Below are 17,067 nucleotides of genomic sequence, written 5' to 3'. Positions count from 1 at the left end.
GATAAATACGCGCGGTCAGCAAAGCGTAAAGTTCTGCAAGGATGCCAGCCAAGTGTAAGAAACCATTTTGACGGCAATGTTTCTGCTGCTAGAGTAGTGATCCTTTTCTAATACAGGAGTAACGGGCCTCAGCCCTCCCTATGGACTGTCACCGAAGTTGCTTAATCATGCCGCCGGGCTATCCGGTATCGCTTTCAACGTCTTCTGACGTCATCTCTGCCTTTACTCGCCGTAATTCATGCCGCACGCTCAGCCGAACGTCTGCTGCGTTTTCTCGTTCCTTTTTCCGGAGTCTGTCATGGAATTTCTTTTAGACCCCTCGATCTGGGCGGGTCTGCTCACGCTGGTTGTTCTTGAAATCGTACTGGGCATTGATAACCTGGTGTTCATTGCCATCCTGGCCGACAAGCTGCCGCCTAAGCAGCGTGACAAAGCGCGTTTGATCGGACTGTCGCTGGCGCTGATTATGCGCCTGGGCCTGCTGTCGCTGATCTCGTGGATAGTGACGCTGACGCGTCCGCTGTTCAGTATCGGTGAGTTTAGTTTCTCGGGACGGGATTTGATTCTGCTGTTCGGGGGACTGTTCCTGTTGTTCAAGGCCACGATGGAGCTTCATGAACGGCTGGAAAACCGCGAGCATAATGACGGTGGAAACCGGGGATACGCCAGTTTCTGGGCGGTTGTGGTACAGATCGTTATTCTTGATGCCGTCTTCTCCCTCGATGCGGTGATCACCGCTGTGGGCATGGTCAATAACCTGGCGGTGATGATGACGGCGGTGATTATCGCCATGGGCGTGATGCTGCTGGCCTCCAAGCCGTTAACTAACTTCGTTAACGCGCACCCGACGGTGGTGGTGCTGTGTCTGAGCTTCCTGCTGATGATTGGTCTCAGCCTGGTGGCGGAAGGCTTTGGTTTCCATATTCCGAAAGGCTACCTGTACGCGGCGATTGGCTTCTCGATTCTGATTGAGCTGTTTAACCAGATAGCACGCCATAACTTTATGCGTCATCAGGCCAGAAGGCCGATGCGCGAGCGTACCGCTGAGGCGATACAGCGTCTGATGGGTGGCCGTCGTAATAGTACTGAGAACAGCGGTAGCGAAAGCAGTGAAGTGGCAGCGATCATGCCGCAGGAAGCATTTAAAGATGAAGAACGCTATATGATCAACGGCGTTCTGACTCTGGCCTCCCGTTCCATTCGCAGCATTATGACGCCGCGCGGTGACATTTCGTGGGTTGATATTGAACGCCCGCTGGAAGAAATCCGCATGCAGCTGTTGGATACGCCACACAGCCTGTTCCCCGTATGTCGCGGCGAACTGGATGAAATTGTTGGCGTAGTCAGGGCGAAAGAACTGCTGGTGGCGCTGGACCACGGTGTGGATGTGGCCACGTTTGCCTCCGCAACGCCGCCGATTATCATTCCGGAAACGCTGGACCCGCTCAACCTGCTGAGCGTGTTGCGCCGTGCCAAAGGCAGCTTTGTCGTGGTCACCAGCGAGTTTGGTGTGGTACAGGGGCTGGTGACGCCGCTGGACGTGCTGGAAGCGATTGCCGGTGAATTCCCGGATGAAGATGAAACCCCGGATATTATCGCCGATGGTGACGGCTGGCTGGTCAAGGGCGGTACCGATCTGCACTCTCTTCAGCAGCTGTTCGATACTCAGGAACTGGTTCGTCCGGAAGATGACCATGCCTCGCTGGCGGGTCTGCTGATTGCCCAGAAGGGACAGCTGCCAAAAGCGGGTGAGGTATTCGAGATGCCGCCGCTGCGTTTCCAGATTATCGAAGCGACAGATTACCGCGTTGACCTGGTGCGCGTGACGCGTGAACGCAACGAGCACGACGAAGAAGAAAGTTAACGTTGAACAGGCCGGGGAAACCCGGCCTTTTTTATGCCGGGCAGAAAGCTTTGTGGTTAGCCAGCCAGGCCGGGAAATCCCCTAATGGCATCGGCCGTGCATAGTAATACCCCTGCAATGCATCCACTCCGCGTTCGCGCAGGTACTCTGCCTGTTCCGCCGTTTCAACACCTTCGGCTACCAGTCCGATATTCAGCTGCTGGGCCAGTGAAATCACCATATCGGTCACCGTGGCGTTTATTGCATCGGTGCCGATGGCCGCAGTAAAGACCTTGTCGATTTTCAGCACGTCAGGGCTCAGTGTTTTCAGATAGGACAGTGAGCTGTGCCCGGTACCGAAATCATCAATCGCCAGCTTAACCCCGACCTTATGCAGATGAGAAACCACCCGCTGGTCGACAACCGGCAGGGAATCGCGCTCGGTCAACTCCACCACCAGCTGCGGCTGGGGATTCGCTGGCCACCACAGGCGTTGTAAATCGTCAATAATCGCCCGCTCGCGAAAGTGGCTGGCGGCGACGTTAATCGCAATATGGAATGAGGAACGCATCGGCAGGTCGGGCAAATGTCTGACCGTTTCACTGATTACAAATCGGGTCAGCGGAGCGATCAGATTCTGGCGTTCGGCCAGTGGAATGAAAACGTCCGGCGGTATCCATCCCTGGCGCGGATTGTGCCAGCGCAGCAGCATTTCAATGCCGTCGCACTGGCCGTTACGGGCATTAATCAGCGGCTGGCAGTAAACCATAAATTCCCGCGCGGTAATGCCATAGCTAATCTGCCAGGACAGACTCATACGGTTTGCGGTGGCCAGCCAGACGATATAGCCCATCAGCAGGCTCAGTAGCAGCGCGAGCGGCAGCTGTGACGGCACGGTTATCAGCGCCAGCCGCGAAGGCGAGGGCCCGAAAAGAGTAATTGAATAAGGATAGCGTAGGGAGGATTCAACGATAGTGACCTGGTCTTCGGCAGGCGTGGCGGGTTCAATCAGCGGGTTGCCGTATTCAAGGCTCTGACCGCCGACGTTCAGTATTGCCCGCTCAACCCAGGGTAATGTGGGTTCCAGCAGATAGCTGGTCATCAGTTCAATATTAATGACCTGTAAAACACCCGCGCGGTTGTCTTCATTACTCGGCGTCCACAGCAGCAGAATCGGTGAACCCTTAAGCAAATGTTCATCTACGGCCAGCTGCATTCGCTGATTTTTGACCAAAAGTTCGGGGTAATTGCTGCTGAAAGCGAGATCTGACGGACCGAAGATACTTGAGCAGTAGATACGATCGTTATCAACCAGCAGGATCGACCTGACAGTTTGCAGGACGGCCAGTTTCTCAATTAGTTTAAAACGGATAAGTCCGCAGTCGGTACCGACCCAGGCAAGGGCGTTATCGGCGGCAACATCCAGAGGGGAAAACATGCGGTCAAAGCGCTGAATGGCGTTATTAGCAAAGCTGTGAGATTGCTGCTCTATGCGGTTCTTTTCTTCCACAAACCTGAAGGTTAAGGTCAGAATGAGCACCAGTGCTGCAACGACCGCCGCGATAAGCAATCGCTTGCGGCGAAACTGTCCTAAGACTTCCTGGGACATTTGCATTAGTAACCATCCTATAAGCCAGTCGCGTATACAGAGATTGAACACCGTTAATGGGCAAAACAGACATTTAGTTTAGTAGCACTGAAGAGAAAAGCGGAATGTCTCAAAAACAGGAACTTACTCTCACAGAACGCGCCGAGACACTCTAGCCGTTTCCTGAATCTGGGGATAGCCGCCAGCTAAACTATTTTGAAGTATAGGAAAGAAAAAGCGCCATCCGGTAGATGGCGCTTAGTTAATTTTGGTACTAATTTTGGCACTTGACGAAAAAGCGAATCAGGACAGGTTCTCAAACACTTACGTCAGATTTGATTAGTCGCACTGAACTTTGATTGCCAGGCCGCCACGTGAGGTCTCGCGATACTTGGCATTCATGTCTTTGCCGGTTTCGTACATGGTTTCGATCACTTTATCCAGCGACACGCGGGCTTCACTGGTTCGGCGCATCGCCATGCGGGCAGAGTTAATGGCTTTGACCGAGGCGATGGCGTTACGCTCGATGCACGGCACCTGAACCTGGCCGGCAACCGGATCGCAGGTCAGACCCAGGTTGTGTTCCATACCAATTTCCGCCGCTACGCACACCTGCTCCGGGCTTGCACCCAGCAGTTCGGCAAGACCGGCTGCCGCCATGGAGCAGGCGACGCCAACTTCCCCCTGGCAACCGACTTCGGCACCGGAAATCGAGGCATTCATCTTATACAGAATGCCGATCGCCCCGGCGGCCATAAAGTAGCGGGTGAAGATATCCGGGCTGACCGACTCAATGAAATGATCGTAATAGGCCAGCACCGCAGGGACGATGCCACAGGCACCGTTGGTGGGTGCGGTTACCACACGTCCACCGGCAGCGTTCTCTTCGTTAACCGCAAGAGCAAACATATTCACCCAGTCGATGACGTTCATCGGATCGCTGGAAAGCTTGTCGGAAGAAACAAGCAGACGGCGCAGCGCGGAGGCACGGCGCGGAACGCGCAGCGGACCCGGCAGCACGCCCTCGGTATTCAGACCACGATCGATACAGTCGCGCATGGTTTGCCAGACATCGGAGAAATAGCGTTCGATGTCCGCGCGGGAGTGGATTGCCAGTTCGTTTTTCAGCACCATTCCAGAGAGGGAAAGGCCGGTCTGCTGGCAGTGGTTTAACATCTCTTTGGCTGAGTTAAACGGGTAGGGTACTGATACTTCATTCAGCGCAGTTTTGCCGAAGCTCTCTTCATCAACGATAAAGCCGCCACCCACCGAGTAGTAGGTTTTGCTGTAGATTTTCAGATCGCCAGCATAAGCATGGATACTCATACCGTTTTCGTGCAGCGACAGGTTGTCGCTGCGGAACACCATGCCGCCTTCGCGTGGGAAATCAACTTCGTGGGCACCGTTAGCCAGCAACAGACGCTGACGATCTTCCACATCACGAATAAACGCCGGAATGCTGTCAATATCGACGCTTTCCGGTGAAGCACCCGACAGCCCCATGATAATGGCGATATCGGTATGGTGACCTTTTCCGGTCAGCGACAGCGATCCGTAGACGTCCACCGCAATGCGAGTAACGGAGGATAGCTGGCGACTGGCCAGCAGATCGTCGACAAACTGTTTGCCGGCTTTCATTGGACCAACCGTATGGGAACTCGACGGGCCGATGCCGATCTTAAACATGTCGAAAACGCTAATCACGCTATACGCTCCTTAACAAGATTACTCACTGGACGATGCTCACAAATAAGATGAATTGGGTGAAATATAAATGAAAAGCCGCCGCCTTGCAGTGATTTGGATCGTCATCCTGCAAAAAAGCAGTTAAAAATAAGGCAAAGATGAATTTCAGACCGATATGAGGCTGTATTTTAGTCGATTTGTGTGGTTTTTTCCACCTGAAGACTCAGGCGGCGAATAATTCCGGCGGTCATCCCCCAGATAAAATAGTCATCAAACCAGGAGAGCCAGACGCGGTGATGAAACCCGTGACGATGCACGTCCAGTGGGGTATAGCGACTCAAACGCAGCGCTTCTTCCAGCGGCATTTCGAACACCGATTCAACTTCCCCCTCGTTAGGCTGCCAGCGCAGGCCGGGCTGGATAATGCCCACCACCGGCGTGACCTGGAATCCGGTGCTGCTGGTGACCGGCGGCAGTACCCCGATAACCTCAACGGCCTTCGGCGGGATCGCGACCTCCTCTTCGGCTTCGCGCAGTGCGGTGATCACCAGCGATTCATCCTCGGCATCACGCATACCGCCGGGGAAGGCAACCTGACCGGCGTGTTTACGCAGCGTGGCGGCACGTCGCGTAAGCAGCAGGGTCGGATTGGGATGAGCGACGATCGGCACCAGCACTGCCGCCTGACGGCGCGGCAGGGCTATATTTTCTGATGGCGGCGGTTGCAGAATAAAGCGCGACAAAAAGCGTTGCAGGTGAGGGTTACTGCTGCTCATTCAATGGCTCCTCCAGACAGGGCAAAATACGGTTGACCTTATCGAAGGTTTCCTGGTACTCCGCTGCTTCGTCACTGTCCGCTACCACACCGCCACCTGCTGCACAGTAGAGATTTCCCTGTTCGGCAATCAGCGTGCGGATAGTGATGCTGGTATCCATATTTCCACAGGCGCTGAGGTAGCCAATACTGCCGCACCAGGCGTTACGACGCTGTGGTTCAAGCTCTTCGATAATTTCCATTGCGCGAACTTTTGGTGCCCCGGTTATCGAACCGCCAGGGAAGCTGGCACGCAGCAGATCGCAGGCTGACAGCCCCGCTTTCAACCGTGCGGTAATGGTACTCACAAGATGATGCACCGCCGGGAACGGCTCCACTACAAACAGTTCGGGCACCTTGACACTGCCCGGCACCGCAACCCGGCCAATATCATTGCGCAGTAAATCAACGATCATCAGATTTTCACTGCGATCCTTCGGGGAGTTGGCCAGCCTGATCGCCTGTTCATGGTCTGCCTGTTCGTCAGGAAGACGCGGCAGCGTGCCTTTGATTGGACGGGTTTGAATATCACCGTCCTGCAGACGGATAAAACGCTCGGGCGACAGGCTGAGAATCGCGCTGTCTGGCAGGCGAATAAAGGCGCTGAACGGCGCGCGATTAGCGCGGCAAAGGCGGACAAATGCCTGCCATTCACTGCCCTGATAGCGGGCCTGGAAGCGCTGCGCCAGATTCACCTGGTAGCAGTCCCCCGAAAGCAGCCACTGCTGCACCCGGCGGAATTTCTCACCGTACTCTTCGCGCGACATATTCGTCTGCCAGCCGCCGGTCAGCCGGAACGGTTCTGCCGCTGCGGGGCGTTGAGCCTTAAGCCAGCCAAGGCGCTGCCTGATATCACCGTAAGCGACCAGCGTCAGCCTTTGCAGATGATGATCGGCGATCAGCGCCCAGTCATAGATCCCAACGGCCATATCCGGTGTGGTTAACTGACTCTCGGCGAGTTCGGGAAGCGTTTCGAACCGGCGGCCAAGGTCATAGCCGAAAAGTCCGAGTGCACCGCCCTGGAACGGTAAATCATCACGCGGTGTGGCCTGCATCGCAGCACGCCCCAGTTTCGCAGCAAGCAGGGTGAGCGGGTCCTCAACGGAATGGTTAACTGTGCCGTTTTCATCGATGGCGGTCTGCTCACCGCGAGTTGTCAGCGTACAGAACGGATCGGCTACCAGAATATCGAAGCGGTTGTCGCTGTGATCGGCAAAGCCGGAGTGCAGCAGCATTGCCCAAGGCAGATGTGCCAGAGCGGCAAACTGATGCTCGACGGCATCCGGCGTATACTTCAGTGAATGTAGAACAGGCAGCATAATTCTTCAGCAGGGTGATCCGTTACAGGGGTGCAAGCCTGGCATATTTTTCTGCCGCTGGCATCTCTTTGTCACCCGTGAAATAATCCGCGCCGCACGAGCACTCAGGAGCCACTATGTTTACAGGATTACCCGCGCTGACACATGAACAGCAGCAGCAGGCCGTAGAACGCATTCACCAGCTGATGTCAGAAGGTTTGACCAGCGGCCAGGCCATTGCCATGGTGGCGGAAGAAATCCGCAGCACGCACACCGGCGGCCACGTTGCGGTGATGTTTGATGATGAAGACGACGAGCATCATGCCGATAGTCAGGATGATGAAGACGACGAAGAAGAAGACGAAGATTACTGATATAAAGCCCCCTGCCGCCAGGGCAGGGGCGCTACTCATCTTGCCGCCACGACTTTGATTTCAACCAGATACTTTGGATTCATCAGCCCGGCGTGAACGGTACAGCGAACCGGCGCATTTCCCGGCGACACCCACGCATCCCATGCGCGGTTCATCGCGGCAAAATCATCTTTATTGACCAGAAAAATAGTGGCATCCAGGATGCGGCTCTTGTCCGAACCTACGCGCGTCAGAATGCGATCGATTACCGCCAGCGCATTCGCCGTCTGTGCCTCAGCATCCTCATCCAGATTTTCCGGCACGCTGGTGTAGTACACCACGTCATTATGGATGACGGCTTCCGACATACGATGTTCTGGATCGATACGTTCAATGGTCATGAGTTTTCCTTTTTACACATTAAATTAACCGGCGCTAGCCTGGCATAAACCACTGCGGGAGTCACCTGCTGTGAGGCATTGCGCATCCTCACAAACTCCACTTGTTGGGTTTTTGTATCACCCCCCTAATACTGATATAATCACAGTGGTTTCTCTCCGGTAGTGAGGATTTGTGGCAGACGATTTTGCAGTGGACGGCGCTTTGGCGCAGGCGATCCCCGGTTTTAAACCGCGTGAACCGCAGCGGGTAATGGCCGCCGCGGTGGCGAAAGCCATCGATATGCGCGGTGAACTGGTCGTTGAGGCCGGTACCGGCACCGGTAAAACCTATGCCTATCTGGCACCCGCCCTCCGCTCCGGGAAGAAAGTGATTGTTTCCACCGGTTCGAAAGCCCTGCAGGATCAGCTCTACAGCCGCGATCTACCCACGGTGGCAAAGGCGTTAAAATTCAAAGGTACGCTGGCGCTGCTTAAAGGGCGCTCTAACTATCTGTGCCTTGAACGGCTTGAGCAGCAGTCGATGGCCGGGGGGGAACTCGCCGTGCAGGCGATGAGCGATCTGGTCCATCTGCGCGGCTGGTCCAGCGAAACCGTTGATGGCGATATCAGTACCTGCGGCGGCGTGGCGGAGGACAGCACCATCTGGCCGCTTGTCACCAGCACTAACGATAACTGTCTGGGCAGCGACTGCCCGCAGTACAAAGACTGCTTCGTGGTCAGGGCGCGCCGCAAGGCGATGGATGCTGACGTGGTGGTGGTTAACCACCACCTGTTCCTGGCCGATATGGTGGTAAAAGAGAGCGGTTTTGCCGAACTGATCCCTGAAGCAGACGTGATGATCTTCGATGAGGCACATCAGGTGCCGGATATCGCCAGCCAGTATTTCGGCCAGCAGCTCTCCAGCCGCCAGCTACTGGATCTGGCCAAAGACATCACCATTGCCTACCGTACCGAGATCCGCGATGTGCAGCAGCTGCAAAAGTCAGCCGACCGGCTGGCGCAAAGCGCGCAGGATTTTCGCCTGGCTCTAGGCGATCCGGGGTTTCGTGGCAACCTGCGCGAGCTGCTTAGCGATCCCCATGTGCAGCGAGCGCTACTGTTGCTTGATGACGCGCTGGAGCTGTGTTATGACGTGGCGAAGCTGTCGCTGGGGCGTTCGGCGCTGCTGGATGCGGCATTTGAGCGCGCGGCGCTCTATCGTGGAAGGCTGAAACGGCTGAAAGATGTTTCGCAGCCTGGCTTCAGCTACTGGTATGAATGCAACTCTCGCCACTTTATCCTGGCGCTGACGCCGCTTTCCGTCTCGGATCGTTTCCGCGAGGTGATGGAAGAGCGCCCGGCCAGCTGGATCTTCACCTCTGCCACGCTGGCGGTGAACGAACAGGTTACCCATTTCGTTGAGCGCCTGGGCGTGGAAAAGGCCGAAACGCTGATCCTCGACAGCCCGTTTGACTATTCCCGCCAGGCGCTGCTGTGTGTTCCGCGTAATCTGCCTTCGCCTAATCAACCCGGTGGAGCTCGCCAGCTGGCGCGCATGCTGCGTCCGCTGATCGAAGCCAACAATGGTCGCTGCTTTTTCCTCTGTACCTCTCATCAGGTGATGCGCGATCTGGCCGCGGAGTTTCGCGCAACGCTAACCTTGCCGGTGCTGCTTCAGGGGGAAACCAGTAAAGGCCAGCTATTGAAGCAGTTCATTGCCGCGGGTAATGCGCTGCTGGTCGCCACCAGCAGCTTCTGGGAAGGGGTTGATGTGCGGGGCGATACGCTGTCGCTGGTCATTATCGATAAGCTACCGTTCACTTCGCCCGACGATCCATTACTTAAAGCGAGAATGGAAGACTGCAAACTGCGCGGCGGCGACCCGTTCGATCAGGTACAGCTTCCGGATGCCGTTATCACGCTAAAGCAGGGCGTTGGCCGCCTGATCCGCGACGTTGACGATCGCGGCGTGCTGGTGATTTGTGATAATCGGCTGGTGATGCGGCCCTACGGTGCGGTGTTTTTGAACAGCTTACCGCCTACACCGCGCACACGAGATATCAGCCGGGCGGCGGCGTTTCTCAAGCCATAACGCGACAGTCATCAATTCGGCGCGCTTTGTGCTATTATTCGCGCCGAAATTTTTATCCCTGAGGTTGCAATGTCCACGCGAATTTTAGCCATTGATACGGCCACGGAAGCCTGCTCGGTTGCTCTGTTGAATAACCAGCAACGACTGGCCCATTTTGAACTCTGCCCGCGGGAACATACCCAGCGCATTCTCCCTATGGTGCAGGACATCCTACAGCAGGGTGGCGTGGCGCTGAAGGATCTGGATGCCCTGGCTTTTGGTCGTGGGCCGGGCAGTTTCACCGGCGTTCGCATCGGCATCGGCATTGCGCAGGGGCTGTCGCTTGGTGCGGAGCTGCCGCTGATTGGCGTTTCCACGCTGAAAACGATGGCACAGGGCGCCTGGCGACTGAGCGGAGCAACGCGAGTGCTGGCCGCCATTGATGCCCGTATGGGCGAAGTTTACTGGGCTGAGTACCAGCGCGATGAACAGGGCATCTGGCGTGGCGAAGAGAGCGAAGCCGTGCTCAGTCCTCAGGCGGCAAGTGAACGTATGGCCGCATTAAGCGGAGAGTGGTCCTGTGTGGGGACCGGCTGGAAAGCATGGCCTGAACTGGTTGAAAACAGCCAACTGGTGTTAACTGTCAGTGAGGTGGAATTGCCTGCCGCTGAGGACATGCTGATTCTTGCCTCGCAGGCGCTGGCTGCGGGGGAAACTGTCGCTCCGGAGCATGCAGAACCGACTTATTTGCGTAATGAAGTGACATGGAAAAAATTACCGGGCCGCGAGTGAGTCGCAGCAACTATTTCACCACGGTGCAGTCAAATCAACAGTACCTGGGAGAATCTTATGCGTAAATCTCGTTTTTGGCAGTTGAGTGGTTTGTTATTAACGTCCTTATTGCTTTCAGGTTGCGTGACCGTGCCTGATTCAGTTAAGGGAACGTCGGCAATGCCGCAGCAGGATCTGGTGCGAGTGCTTAATGCGCCACAGCTCTATGTCGGGCAGGAATCGCGCTTCGGCGGTAAAGTGATTAGCGTCAGTAACAAGAACGGCGTGACCCGTCTTGAGATTGCCGCTATGCGTCTGGATGATACAGCACGCCCGATTTTAGGGTCGGCGACGATTGGTCGCGTGTTCGCTGACGTCAACGGCTTTGTCGATCCGATTAACTTCAATAATCAAATGGTCACCGTTGTCGGGCCTATCGCCGGGATTGAAAAAGGCAAAATTGGTGATGCTGACTACAACTTTGTTGTAGTGAAAGTAACAGGTTACCAGCGCTGGCATAGGGTGCAGCAAGTTGTTTCGGCGCCGCAGCCGATTGACCCGTGGATCTGGTATGGTCCCGGTCATGGTCGCCGCCACGGTGGATACTGGGGCCCACCGCCCTGGGGCTATTACTCCCCGGCACCGGCGCAGGTTCAGACAATCCTGACCGAGTAGTTGTGCTGTAGCGAAATTTTCACGGCATATCCGCTGTGTTTCAGCGGGTATGCCTTTTTTTTGTTTACTTTTCTCCCGGTGAGAAATTTTTAGTGATGGGCTTCGCAACCTCAAAACGGAGAGCTGAGCAAACTGGTACGCTGAGTTAAAATAATGTTAACAGAAATCAGAGGCTGAGCTGCGATGACTACTAATACTCATTTTCGAGGTGACTCCTTGCAAAAGGTCTGGCTTAACCGTTATCCGGCCGATGTTCCGGCAGAAATTAATGCGGACCGTTACCGCTCTCTCATTGACCTGTTTGAACACGCGGTACTGCGTTATGCCGAACAGACGGCGTTCATCAATATGGGGCAGAGCCTGTCTTACCGACAGCTTGATATTCGCAGCCGGGCGTTTGCCGCCTATCTGCAACAGGAACTGGGGCTGAAGAAAGGCGACCGTGTGGCGCTGATGATGCCCAACCTGCTGCAATATCCCATCGCCCTGTTTGGCATACTGCGAGCGGGAATGACGGTGGTCAACGTTAACCCGCTTTATACCCCGCGAGAATTAGAACATCAGCTGAATGACAGCGGTGCCAGCGCTATTGTGATTGTCTCCAACTTTGCCCACACGCTGGAAAAAGTTGTCGCGAAAACGCAGGTTAAGCATGTGATCCTCACCCGGCTTGGCGATCAGCTGTCAACGGCAAAGGGCACGCTGGTCAACTTCGTGGTGAAGTACATCAAAAAGATGGTGCCCAAGTATCATCTGCCCGGAGCGATTTCATTCCGTCAGGCTCTGCAGCGCGGGGCGAGTCTGGATTACACCAAGCCGGACGTCATTAATGATGACCTGGCGTTTCTGCAGTACACCGGTGGCACCACCGGCGTGGCGAAGGGAGCGATGCTCACCCACCGTAATATGCAGGCCAACCTTGAACAGACCCGTGCCACCTACGGTTCTTTGTTGAAAGAAGGGCAGGAGACGGTGGTCACGGCACTGCCGCTGTACCATATCTTTGCGCTGACGGTTAACTGCCTGCTGTTTATCGATCTTGGCGGTGCCAACCTGCTGATCACCAACCCGCGTGATATTCCGGGCCTGGTTAAGGAGCTGGCAAAATACCCCTTCACCGCCATTACCGGCGTTAACACGCTGTTCAACGCGCTGCTGAACGATGAAGGCTTCAACAAGCTGGATTTCTCCAGCCTCAGTCTTTCGGCAGGGGGCGGGATGGCGGTACAGAAGTCCGTTGCTGAGCGCTGGGAAAAACTGACCGGGCACTATCTGCTGGAGGGTTACGGCCTGACGGAGTGCTCGCCGCTGGTTTCGGTCAACCCGTACGATATCCAGTGCCACAACGGCAGTATCGGCCTGCCGGTGCCGTCGACCGATGTGAAGCTGGTTGACGATGAGGGCAATGAGGTCGCGCCGGGTGAACCGGGCGAGCTGTGTATTAAAGGACCGCAGGTGATGCTGGGCTACTGGCAGCGGCCTGATGCGACGGATGAAGTTTTAAAAAATGGATGGCTTCGCAGCGGCGATATTGTTACCGTTGATCATGAAGGCTTTCTTCGCATCGTTGACCGCAAAAAAGACATGATTCTGGTTTCCGGGTTTAATGTTTATCCCAATGAAATCGAAGATGTGCTGATGCTGCATCCGAAAGTCCGGGAAGCGGCTGCAATCGGCGTTCCCAACGACGTAGCCGGCGAGTCGGTGAAAATATGCGTGGTGAAGAAGGATGCTTCCCTGACCAAAGAAGAGCTGATTGCGCACTGTAAAAAGTATCTGACGGGATATAAAGTTCCGAAAATTGTGGAGTTCCGTGAAGAGCTGCCGAAGACCAACGTCGGAAAAATTCTGCGCCGGGAACTGCGCGATGAAGCGATTAAGGCGGCGCAAAAAACGGCTGTCTGAGGGAACGACTGCGCGATATCGATACTCCGTTGCTATCCGGCTGCATCATCGTTGTGGTCGGGGCGACGGGGACAAAAATGCCGGGATGCACCCGGCATTATTATTTCTAACACCTGCACAGGCAGGCCGCGATGCAGCCTGCGACAAGAGACTGTTATTTTGAATTACACCATGATTACCAGCAACGAAGCGCTGGCCGAGATTTGCCAGCGTGCCCGTCAGGTTTCGGCACTGGCGCTGGACACCGAATTTGTTCGCACGCGCACTTATTATCCCCGTTTGGGCCTGATCCAGCTTTTCGACGGTGAGACGATTTCGCTAATCGATCCGCTGACCATCGGAGACTGGAAACCCTTCCGTGACCTGTTGCAGGATCGTGAAATCGTTAAGTTCCTGCACGCCGGGAGCGAAGACCTGGAAGTGTTCCTGCATGAGTTTGGCGTACTTCCCGACCCGATGATTGATACTCAGATTCTTGCTGCATTTTCCGGTCGCCCCCTTTCCTGCGGCTTTGCCACTATCGTGGAATCCTTTACCGGTATCGCCCTGGACAAGAGCGAATCTCGTACTGACTGGATGGCGCGCCCGCTGACGGAAAAACAGTGTCAGTACGCTGCTGCGGACGTTTTCTATCTGCTGCCTATCGCGCAGAAGCTGATGGTTGAAACGGAAGCCGCCGGGCAGATGGCTGCGGCACTGGATGAATGCCGCCTGCTGTGCCAGCGTCGTACCGCACAGCTCGACCCGCAGGAAGCTTATCGTGAAATTACCAACGCCTGGCAGCTGCGACCGCGCCAGCTGGCCGCGTTACGTCTGATGGCCGCCTGGCGTCTGGAGACGGCGCGCGAAAAGGATATGGCGGTGAATTTCGTGGTGCGTGAAGAGAATTTATGGAAAATTGCGCGCTACCTGCCGGGCTCGCTGGGCGAGCTGGAACATCTCGGCGTGCCGGGGCAGGAGATCCGCTTCCACGGACGGGCGCTGCTGGCAATGGTGGCGAAAGCCGAAGCGCTGGACGAGAGCGAACTGCCGGAACCGGTTGCTAACCTGATTGACCATCCGCGCTATAAGTCGGTATTCAAAGCGATTAAAGCGCTGGTGGCCAGTGCGGCGGAACAGCATGGTGTCAGCCAGGAGCTGCTGGCATCACGCCGTCAGATTAATCAGCTACTGAGCTGGTACTGGAAATTAAAACCGCGGGATCGTAAACCGGAGCTGATTGATGGCTGGCGGGGCACGCTTCTGGAGGCGGGAATTAACGAAATCCTCAGCGCGGACTGATCGCAAACAATTTTCCCCTGCATTAGCGCAGGGGAAGATTATGGACAGGGAAGGGTCATTTATCGGGTTCTTCCGACTCAGGCAGCGTGACGTTCAGCTCCAGAATGGAAATATCACCCTCTTTTTGATCCAGCTTGACGCTCAGCATCTCTGGATCGATTTTTACGTATCTGCAAATGACTTCCAGAAGATCCTTCTTTAACTGAGGCAGATATTGGGGCTCACTGTCCCCCCTTCTGCGTTCTGCCACGATAATCTGCAGCCGTTCCTTGGCTATGTTAGCAGTGCTCTTTTTTCGGGATAAAAAGAAGTCGAGTAAGGCCATGGTTTATCCCCCAAACAGGCGTTTCAGGAATCCCTTCTTCTCTTCTTCAATGAAGCGGAAGGGGCGTTCTTCTCCAAGAAGGCGGTCAACGGTATCAGCATAGGCTTTGCCTGCATCGGATTCGGTATCGAGGATGACAGGTTCACCCTGGTTTGAGGCGCGCAGTACGGACTGATCCTCAGGGATGACACCGACCAGAGGAATGCGCAGAATTTCCAGCACGTCTTCCATGCTCAGCATATCGCCACGGCTCACGCGGCCCGGGTTGTAGCGGGTCAGCAGCAAATGCTCTTTGATCGCATCCTGCGAATTTTCCGCCCGGCGAGACTTCGACGACAGAATACCGAGGATACGGTCGGAGTCACGCACGGAAGAGACTTCCGGGTTAGTGGTGATCACCGCTTCATCAGCGAAATAGAGCGCCATCAGCGCGCCGGTTTCAATACCTGCCGGTGAATCACAAATGACAAAGTCGAACTCCATAGCGGCGAGATCGTTCAGCACTTTTTCCACGCCTTCGCGGGTCAGTGCGTCTTTATCACGGGTTTGTGATGCGGGCAAAATAAACAAATTTTCAGTGCGCTTATCTTTGATTAACGCCTGATTCAGCGTGGCATCACCCTGGATCACGTTGACGAAGTCATAAACAACGCGGCGCTCACAGCCCATTATCAAATCGAGGTTACGCAGGCCGATATCAAAGTCGATAACAACCGTCTTTTTTCCTTTTTGCGCTAAACCGGTAGCGATGGCCGCGCTGGACGTGGTTTTACCAACGCCTCCTTTACCCGATGTAACAACAATTATGCGTGCCATATAGTAATTTCCTTAGAAAAGAAAGGGCTTGCGAGCATGGCTCAGTTCAGTGTCTGGATGGTCAGCTCACCGTCTTTGAGACAAAGACGCGAGGCTTTTCCGAAAAACTCGTTCGGTATCTGGTCCATAATCCAGTACACACCGCCTATGGAAACCAGCTCCGCTGATAAATTAGTGCAAAAAATCTGGCTGCCTTTGTCGCCACCGGCTCCGGCGAGGGCGCGGCCGCGCATCATGCCATAAATATGAATATTGCCATCCGCAATCAGTTCGGCACCCGCACTGACATTATTCGTGACGATGAGATCGCAGTTTTTGGCATAGATTTGTTGCCCGGAACGTACAGGCGTGGAAATCACCCGGGTTCTCTCGACCGAGGGTTCAGCCGCTGCTACAGCGACTGTGGGTGCGACAACCGGAACGTCGGGTTGCACATCACCCGCAGGTTTTTTTTCTTTACCTTCGGTTAATAATGGCAGCCCTGAACGTGAAATCGTGCGCTTTAACTGTTCGTCTTTACAGCCGCTGACGCCGACGATATGCAGGCCTGAACCCACAATGGCCTGCTGCATCTGCCGCCAGTTAACATCGCGGGTTAACGCTGAAACATTGACAACGACGGGCGCATTTCTCAGAAAGGCCGGAGCCTGGCTGACCTTTTCCGCCAGCGCCTTACGGACGGTGGCAGGATCGGTATGGTGCAAATGTAGGACAGAAAGTGTAAAACTGCTGCCCTTTAACTCAATTGGCGATTGTGGCATCTGTCCCGTTCAGTCCTGTTATTTATCATCCCGTCTAAAATAGCCGCACATTGTGCTGGTTAATCAAATCAGGACAATATTCCGAAGTTCTGCAAGCATGTTATAGTTACTGTAATATCCAGGCAAGCTACCTTCCAGGTTAATTCGAGTAAAAAATATGTTTTGTGTGATCTATCGAAGTACTAAACGCGACCAGACTTATCTTTATGTCGAAAAAAAAGACGATTTTTCCCGGGTCCCTGAAGCTCTGATGAATGGCTTTGGCAAACCACAGCTGGCGATGCTGCTGCCGCTGGACGGCAGCAAGAAGCTGGTGGGCGCTGATATCGAAAAAGTTAAAGCTGCATTACGTGATGAAGGCTTTTATTTACAAATGCCGCCGCCGCCGGAAAGTCTGCTGAAGATGCATCTGGAAAATCATAAAAAAGTTTAACTAGGAATCGTCTGTAAATATATCACCGGCGCCGGGTTGAGCATTTAAATCCGGCGCGGGTGAAGTG

At 54.8% G+C, this 17,067-nt stretch carries 16 protein-coding genes; 8 read left to right on the top strand and 8 right to left on the bottom strand.

What is annotated here, in order from left to right:
- Positions 1-298: 298 nt before the first annotated feature.
- Positions 299-1,864 carry a TerC family protein gene (locus IBT46_RS02980; RefSeq protein ID WP_200543875.1) on the top strand — a complete coding sequence of 522 codons (1,566 nt, stop codon included), beginning with the start codon at positions 299-301 and terminating at the stop codon, positions 1,862-1,864.
- 31 nt (positions 1,865-1,895) lie between these two features.
- Here the strand turns inward: IBT46_RS02980 and IBT46_RS02975 are convergent, their stop codons facing one another.
- From IBT46_RS02975 to pabB, 4 genes are all read right to left on the bottom strand, one after another.
- Positions 1,896-3,458 carry an EAL domain-containing protein gene (locus IBT46_RS02975; protein ID WP_200543873.1) on the bottom strand — a complete coding sequence of 521 codons (1,563 nt, stop codon included), beginning with the start codon at positions 3,456-3,458 and terminating at the stop codon, positions 1,896-1,898.
- A gap of 312 nt (positions 3,459-3,770) precedes the next feature.
- On the bottom strand, positions 3,771-5,135 hold the full coding sequence (gene sdaA / locus IBT46_RS02970) for an L-serine ammonia-lyase (RefSeq protein ID WP_200543871.1): 1,365 nt from the start codon (positions 5,133-5,135) through the stop codon (positions 3,771-3,773).
- A gap of 170 nt (positions 5,136-5,305) precedes the next feature.
- Positions 5,306-5,893, bottom strand: coding sequence for a CoA pyrophosphatase (locus IBT46_RS02965; RefSeq protein WP_200543869.1), 588 nt, complete (start codon positions 5,891-5,893; stop codon positions 5,306-5,308).
- The gene (gene pabB, locus IBT46_RS02960) at positions 5,880-7,250 is read right to left on the bottom strand and encodes an aminodeoxychorismate synthase component 1 (RefSeq protein WP_200543867.1); all 1,371 of its coding nucleotides are present in this window, start codon (positions 7,248-7,250) and stop codon (positions 5,880-5,882) included. Before pabB ends, IBT46_RS02965 begins: the two co-directional genes overlap by 14 nt.
- Positions 7,251-7,366: 116 nt before the next feature.
- Here pabB and IBT46_RS02955 point away from each other — a divergent pair, with 116 nt between their 5' ends.
- The gene (locus IBT46_RS02955; RefSeq protein ID WP_105594148.1) at positions 7,367-7,603 is read left to right on the top strand and encodes a YoaH family protein; all 237 of its coding nucleotides are present in this window, start codon (positions 7,367-7,369) and stop codon (positions 7,601-7,603) included.
- A gap of 35 nt (positions 7,604-7,638) precedes the next feature.
- Here IBT46_RS02955 and IBT46_RS02950 read toward each other — a convergent pair whose 3' ends face one another.
- On the bottom strand, positions 7,639-7,983 hold the full coding sequence (locus IBT46_RS02950) for a RidA family protein (RefSeq protein WP_200543865.1): 345 nt from the start codon (positions 7,981-7,983) through the stop codon (positions 7,639-7,641).
- Positions 7,984-8,155: 172 nt separating this feature from the next.
- Here IBT46_RS02950 and IBT46_RS02945 point away from each other — a divergent pair, with 172 nt between their 5' ends.
- The 5 genes from IBT46_RS02945 (at position 8,156) to rnd (ending at position 14,665) form a co-directional block, all read left to right on the top strand.
- On the top strand, positions 8,156-10,054 hold the full coding sequence (locus IBT46_RS02945; RefSeq protein WP_105594143.1) for an ATP-dependent DNA helicase: 1,899 nt from the start codon (positions 8,156-8,158) through the stop codon (positions 10,052-10,054).
- A gap of 69 nt (positions 10,055-10,123) precedes the next feature.
- A complete protein-coding gene (gene tsaB, locus IBT46_RS02940; protein ID WP_200543863.1) occupies positions 10,124-10,825 on the top strand; it encodes a tRNA (adenosine(37)-N6)-threonylcarbamoyltransferase complex dimerization subunit type 1 TsaB in 702 nt (233 codons plus the stop codon).
- A 57-nt stretch (positions 10,826-10,882) separates the two neighbouring features.
- Positions 10,883-11,479 carry a Slp family lipoprotein gene (locus tag IBT46_RS02935; protein WP_200543861.1) on the top strand — a complete coding sequence of 199 codons (597 nt, stop codon included), beginning with the start codon at positions 10,883-10,885 and terminating at the stop codon, positions 11,477-11,479.
- 216 nt (positions 11,480-11,695) lie between these two features.
- Entirely contained in the window at positions 11,696-13,384 is a 1,689-nt protein-coding gene (gene fadD / locus IBT46_RS02930; RefSeq protein ID WP_200543860.1) for a long-chain-fatty-acid--CoA ligase FadD, read from the top strand.
- A gap of 171 nt (positions 13,385-13,555) precedes the next feature.
- A complete protein-coding gene (rnd, locus tag IBT46_RS02925) occupies positions 13,556-14,665 on the top strand; it encodes a ribonuclease D (protein ID WP_200543858.1) in 1,110 nt (369 codons plus the stop codon).
- 55 nt (positions 14,666-14,720) lie between these two features.
- Here the strand turns inward: rnd and minE are convergent, their stop codons facing one another.
- From minE to minC, 3 genes are read right to left on the bottom strand one after another with little or no spacing between them, the layout of a single operon-like run.
- Positions 14,721-14,990, bottom strand: a complete 270-nt coding sequence (gene minE, locus IBT46_RS02920) for a cell division topological specificity factor MinE (RefSeq protein WP_200543856.1) — start codon at positions 14,988-14,990, stop codon at positions 14,721-14,723.
- Between the two features lie 3 nt (positions 14,991-14,993).
- Complete coding sequence (gene minD / locus IBT46_RS02915) at positions 14,994-15,806, bottom strand: septum site-determining protein MinD (protein WP_200543854.1); 813 nt, start codon at positions 15,804-15,806, stop codon at positions 14,994-14,996.
- 41 nt (positions 15,807-15,847) lie between these two features.
- Positions 15,848-16,567, bottom strand: a complete 720-nt coding sequence (minC, locus tag IBT46_RS02910) for a septum site-determining protein MinC (protein WP_200543852.1) — start codon at positions 16,565-16,567, stop codon at positions 15,848-15,850.
- 157 nt (positions 16,568-16,724) lie between these two features.
- Between minC and IBT46_RS02905 the strand changes: the two genes are divergently transcribed.
- Complete coding sequence (locus tag IBT46_RS02905; RefSeq protein ID WP_105595260.1) at positions 16,725-17,000, top strand: YcgL domain-containing protein; 276 nt, start codon at positions 16,725-16,727, stop codon at positions 16,998-17,000.
- The last annotated feature ends 67 nt before the right edge of the window (positions 17,001-17,067 follow it).

The organism is Erwinia sp. S38 (genome assembly GCF_016624545.1).
In the GTDB taxonomy this organism is placed as follows: Bacteria; Pseudomonadota; Gammaproteobacteria; order Enterobacterales; family Enterobacteriaceae; genus Erwinia; species Erwinia coffeiphila.
The sequence above is the reverse complement of the archived record's forward strand: the minus strand, read 5'-3'. Positions and strand labels throughout refer to the sequence as shown.

Excerpts from the sequence above, each read along its gene's own strand:
- tsaB (WP_200543863.1), top strand. The coding sequence starts at position 10,124 with ATGTCCACGCGAATTTTAGCCATTGATACGGCCACGGAAGCCTGCTCG.
- IBT46_RS02950 (WP_200543865.1), bottom strand. The coding sequence starts at position 7,983 with ATGACCATTGAACGTATCGATCCAGAACATCGTATGTCGGAAGCCGTC.
- minE (WP_200543856.1), bottom strand. The coding sequence starts at position 14,990 with ATGGCCTTACTCGACTTCTTTTTATCCCGAAAAAAGAGCACTGCTAAC.
- IBT46_RS02905 (WP_105595260.1), top strand. The coding sequence starts at position 16,725 with ATGTTTTGTGTGATCTATCGAAGTACTAAACGCGACCAGACTTATCTT.
- minD (WP_200543854.1), bottom strand. The coding sequence starts at position 15,806 with ATGGCACGCATAATTGTTGTTACATCGGGTAAAGGAGGCGTTGGTAAA.
- IBT46_RS02965 (WP_200543869.1), bottom strand. The coding sequence starts at position 5,893 with ATGAGCAGCAGTAACCCTCACCTGCAACGCTTTTTGTCGCGCTTTATT.
- IBT46_RS02980 (WP_200543875.1), top strand. The coding sequence starts at position 299 with ATGGAATTTCTTTTAGACCCCTCGATCTGGGCGGGTCTGCTCACGCTG.
- pabB (WP_200543867.1), bottom strand. The coding sequence starts at position 7,250 with ATGCTGCCTGTTCTACATTCACTGAAGTATACGCCGGATGCCGTCGAG.
- IBT46_RS02975 (WP_200543873.1), bottom strand. The coding sequence starts at position 3,458 with ATGCAAATGTCCCAGGAAGTCTTAGGACAGTTTCGCCGCAAGCGATTG.
- rnd (WP_200543858.1), top strand. The coding sequence starts at position 13,556 with ATGATTACCAGCAACGAAGCGCTGGCCGAGATTTGCCAGCGTGCCCGT.
- IBT46_RS02935 (WP_200543861.1), top strand. The coding sequence starts at position 10,883 with ATGCGTAAATCTCGTTTTTGGCAGTTGAGTGGTTTGTTATTAACGTCC.
- minC (WP_200543852.1), bottom strand. The coding sequence starts at position 16,567 with ATGCCACAATCGCCAATTGAGTTAAAGGGCAGCAGTTTTACACTTTCT.
- IBT46_RS02955 (WP_105594148.1), top strand. The coding sequence starts at position 7,367 with ATGTTTACAGGATTACCCGCGCTGACACATGAACAGCAGCAGCAGGCC.